Here is a 1,599-nt window from a genome sequence, read left to right as displayed (position 1 = left end):
GGGAAATCTCATCTTGAGGGGGGCTTCACGCTTAGATGCTTTCAGCGCTTATCCCGTCCGCACTTAGCTACCCAGCTGTGCTCCTGGCGGAACAACTGGTGCACCAGCGGTGCGTCCATCCCGGTCCTCTCGTACTAAGGACAGCTCCTCTCAAATTTCCTACGCCCACGACAGATAGGGACCGAACTGTCTCACGACGTTCTGAACCCAGCTCGCGTACCGCTTTAATGGGCGAACAGCCCAACCCTTGGGACCTACTTCAGCCCCAGGATGCGATGAGCCGACATCGAGGTGCCAAACCTCCCCGTCGATGTGGACTCTTGGGGGAGATAAGCCTGTTATCCCCAGGGTAGCTTTTATCCGTTGAGCGATGGCCCTTCCATGCGGTACCACCGGATCACTAAGCCCGACTTTCGTCCCTGCTCGACTTGTCAGTCTCGCAGTCAAGCTCCCTTCTGCCTTTGCACTCTTCGAATGATTTCCAACCATTCTGAGGGAACCTTGGGGCGCCTCCGTTACTCTTTAGGAGGCGACCGCCCCAGTCAAACTGCCCACCTGACACTGTCCCCGTACCGGATTACGGTACCAGGTTAGAACCTAGATACGATCAGGGTGGTATCCCAACGGCGCCTCCACCGAAGCTGGCGCTCCGGCTTCCTAGGCTCCCACCTATCCTGTACAAATCGTATCCAAGTCCAATATCAAGCTGCAGTAAAGCTCCATGGGGTCTTTCCGTCTTGTCGCGGGTAACCTGCATCTTCACAGGTATTAAAATTTCACCGGATCTCTCGTTGAGACAGCGCCCAAGTCGTTACGCCATTCGTGCGGGTCAGAATTTACCTGACAAGGAATTTCGCTACCTTAGGACCGTTATAGTTACGGCCGCCGTTTACTGGGGCTTCGGTTCACAGCTTCGGGCTAAACCCTAACCGCTCCCCTTAACCTTCCAGCACCGGGCAGGCGTCAGCCCGTATACTTCGCCTTGCGGCTTCGCACAGACCTGTGTTTTTGCTAAACAGTCGCTTGGGCCTTTTCACTGCGGCCCCCTCGGGCTATTCACCCTACCGAGGCACCCCTTCTCCCGAAGTTACGGGGTCATTTTGCCGAGTTCCTTAACGAGAGTTCTTCCGCGCGCCTTAGAATTCTCTTCTCGCCTACCTGTGTCGGTTTGCGGTACGGGCACCTTCTCCTGGCTAGAGGCTTTTCTTGGCAGTGTGAGATCATGACCTTCGGTACTGTAAATTTTCCCTCCCCATCACAGCCTAGCCTTATCGGTGTGCGGATTTGCCTACACACCAGCCTCACTGCTTGGACGAGCATCCATCAGCTCGCGTCACTACCCTACTGCGTCACCCCATCGCTCATAACGGATTACGGTGGTACAGGAATTTCTACCTGTTGTCCTTCGACTACGCCTTTCGGCCTCGCCTTAGGTCCCGACTTACCCTGAGCGGACGAACCTTCCTCAGGAACCCTTAGGCTTTCGGCGGATCAGATTCTCACTGATCTTTTCGTTACTCATACCGGCATTCTCACTTGTATGAAGTCCAGCTGTCCTTCCGGTCAACCTTCAACCCGCATACAACGCTCCCCTACCCC

General features: G+C 55.3%; 1 rRNA gene. It reads right to left on the bottom strand.

Annotated features, from left to right (window positions below):
- Nucleotides 1-1,599: ribosomal RNA gene (locus M3G15_RS21290) — 23S ribosomal RNA — on the bottom strand; the annotation flags it as partial.

It is taken from the genome of Paenibacillus sp. p3-SID1389, from assembly GCF_025151705.1.
Taxonomy (GTDB): Bacteria; Bacillota; Bacilli; order Paenibacillales; family Paenibacillaceae; genus Fontibacillus; species Fontibacillus phoenicis.
The sequence above is the reverse complement of the archived record's forward strand: the minus strand, read 5'-3'. Positions and strand labels throughout refer to the sequence as shown.